Source organism: Streptomyces sp. NPDC058964 (assembly GCF_042741275.1).
In the GTDB taxonomy this organism is placed as follows: Bacteria; Actinomycetota; Actinomycetes; order Streptomycetales; family Streptomycetaceae; genus Streptomyces.
Window position 1 is genome coordinate 1 of record NZ_JBHYKH010000799.1, and the last position, 2680, is coordinate 2680.

Below are 2680 nucleotides of genomic sequence, written 5' to 3' on the forward strand. Positions count from 1 at the left end.
CGCCCCCCAAACAAGCGGGCCCCACCGGTGTGACCCCATATCCCCTTCACCCCCCCCCGGGGCCGTCGCCTCGCACGGCCCGTAAACCCCGCCATTCCCGCCGCTACCCGGCCGGTCTCCTGAACCGAGGTGCCATGCCCCTTCCACAGCTGACCCTCTATCGGCACGACAGGCACAGCCGGGCGTTGATCACCCTGGCCGGTGAAATCGACCTGGCAACGGAGCACCTCGTGCGCGCGTCGCTGGAACGATGCCTGCACGACGGCATCCGCACCATCGACGTCGACCTGACCACCGTCACCTTCTGCGACGTGACCGGCCTCAACGCCTTCCTCCATGCGGCGCGGGCCACCGCCGGGGCCGGCGCATCCCTGCGGTTGCACCACCCGCCTCCGGCGCTGGCGAGGCTCATCGCACTCACCGGCAGTGGCCCCCTGCTCCTCGGCCCTCCCCGAAAGCCGGCCGGTCCTGCGGTATATGTCTGATCCGGAACCCCACACCAGATCGCTTCTGCCATGCCTGCCCTTCCGGAGTGTGTGCGGTGAGCAGGCGATCCGGGACAGGGCAACCGCACAAGCCCGGCGGCCGCGAACCGTCCCCCATGGATGCGGTACGTCCGCGCCGAATCAACCGCTGGCAGACCGAGGGGTCGTGGGCCCCGGTGGCCGTCAGCAGCGTCAGAGCCGCAGTCCCACCGACAACAGCCCACGCCAATCCGGCCGTTCTGCTTTTCATGATTCCTCCCTTGGGTGTGAGAGGAGAGATTGCACAGCGGGTGGACGTGGATCGCACTCGGCCGCGATCGACGCCGGCCGCGAGGCATACCGGGCTCTGGTCGAGGGCCGGAAGCACCCGTGGCCCCGGCTCCACTGCCCGAAATGCGGGGCGGCCTGGTACGCCAGCGGCACTCCCCTCGGCATGCGGAAACGCTCGGACGCGGCGTACTGCTCGCCGCGGTGCCGTACGAGGGCCTGGCGGAGGTGCTCGCATCGCGACTCGTACCCCTTTTGAGGGGTAGTCAGAGAACGTGCCGTACAGGAATCGCGGCACAGGCCGGCCCGGGACGTGTGCCACGGCAAGCGCGGCACCACCCACCTGACATTCCGGGACGGGCTGGAGGACCAGCTCGGCGCGCTCGGCCTGGTCCTGAATGCCGTGCCCGGCTGCTGCCCGTACGGCGACCGTGCCGCCCGGCCAAAAGGGCAAACCATTTCAAGGATGCGAGTAAGAGGATGCTGGCTGCGTCCGCCCGCAGACACCCGACTCCGCGGCCTGCCGCACCCGCCTGCTCCACCGCGAACACGGCAGTGGGGCGGGCGGGCGGTGTACCAGGCGCCGGGTCAGGCCGTCCACACGCGGTCGGCGTAGTCGAGGAAGTTGCGGCCCATGATCTTCTCGATGCGCCCGGAGCCGTAGCCGCGCTTCTCCAGAAGGCGGATCAGCTCGCGGAACTGGTCGACGCCGCGCAGGTCGACGACGAAGGGGTAGGTGTCGGCGCGTTCGCCGGCCGCGCCGACGCCCGCTGCGCGGCGGGCGGCGACATGGTCGGCGAGGGTGGCGCGGTAGGCGTCGAGGTCGTCGATGGCGGTGACGCTGCCGTCCGTGCCGATGCCGACGTGGTCCTCGCCGCAGACGTCGACGGCGTGCATGATGTGCTCGACGACGTCGGCCGCCTTGGCGTGCCCGGTGACGTTCAGGAACGGCATGAAGTAGATGCCGACGAACCCTCCCCGGGAGGCGACCAGGCGCAGTTCCTCGTCCGTCTTGTTGCGCGGCAGGTCGGCCACGGTGCGGCAGCCGGTGTGGTTGATGGACACGGGCACGCGGGAGTGGCGGGCCGCGTCCAGGCAGGTGTTCTCCCCGCTGTGGGAGAGGTCCACCATCAGGTGGTGGTCGTTGAGGGATTCGACGACCTGTCGGCCGAACGGGGTGAGGCCGCGGTTGGCGGTGGCCATGGAGCCGTCGCCGAGGTGGTTGGCCTGGTTGTAGGTGAGCTGGACGACGCGGCCGCCGGCGCGGGCGAAGGTGGCGACGCGCGTGTCGACGAGTTCGGGGTCCTTGCCGACCGCAACGCCGTTCTGGAAGCCGTAGATGACGCCGATCCTGCCCTCGTTGCGCGCGCGGCGGATGTCGTCGGCGGTGCGGACCTTCAGCAGGTCGTCGGGGTGGCTGTCGATGAGCCGGTCCCAGACGTCTATCTCCTCCATGGTGTGCTCGTACGGCGGGAGGTCGCCCATGGTGTAGCCGAGGGTGATGTTGACGGCGGTCAGGCCGGAGGCGTGCGCGTCGGCGATCGCCCGTGCGTCCACGGTCAGTTGGTCGCTGGAGGGGTTGAGCCGGGCGGCGGCCTCGAGGGAGGCGGGGGCGTTGGGGTTGTCGAGCTGTCCCAGCGCGTTGACGATCAGCGGGGTGGAGGTGCCGGTGGGGCTCACTCCCCCTCCTTCTCGAACTCGGCGCGGTCGTAGCGGTGGCCGCGCTTGACGGTGAGGGTGATGGTGCGCAGGTTGCGGATGTCGGCCAGGGGGTTCTCGTCCAGGACGGCGAAGTTGGCGAGCTTGCCCGCCTCGACGGTGCCCATGACCGCCTCGGGGGGCGCCGCGCCGGGCCCCCCGCGGGGGGGGGCGGGCCCGGCGGCGGCGGGGGGGGGGGGGCCGCGCCCCCCCACAAAAAGATTGCTATA

The 2680-nt window shown here is 70.7% G+C and carries 2 protein-coding genes and 1 pseudogene; 1 reads left to right on the forward strand and 2 read right to left on the reverse strand.

Annotated elements, in window-relative coordinates:
- Positions 1 to 134: 134 nt before the first annotated feature.
- Positions 135 to 485, forward strand: coding sequence for an STAS domain-containing protein (locus ACFW2E_RS44895; protein WP_384477400.1), 351 nt, complete (start codon positions 135 to 137; stop codon positions 483 to 485).
- An 855-nt stretch (positions 486 to 1340) separates the two neighbouring features.
- Here ACFW2E_RS44895 and ACFW2E_RS44900 read toward each other — a convergent pair.
- Complete coding sequence (locus tag ACFW2E_RS44900) at positions 1341 to 2432, reverse strand: dipeptidase (RefSeq protein WP_384477403.1); 1092 nt, start codon at positions 2430 to 2432, stop codon at positions 1341 to 1343.
- A pseudogene (locus tag ACFW2E_RS44905) lies at positions 2429 to 2680 on the reverse strand (hypothetical protein); the annotation flags it as partial. The gene ACFW2E_RS44900 and the pseudogene ACFW2E_RS44905, both read right to left, overlap by 4 nt.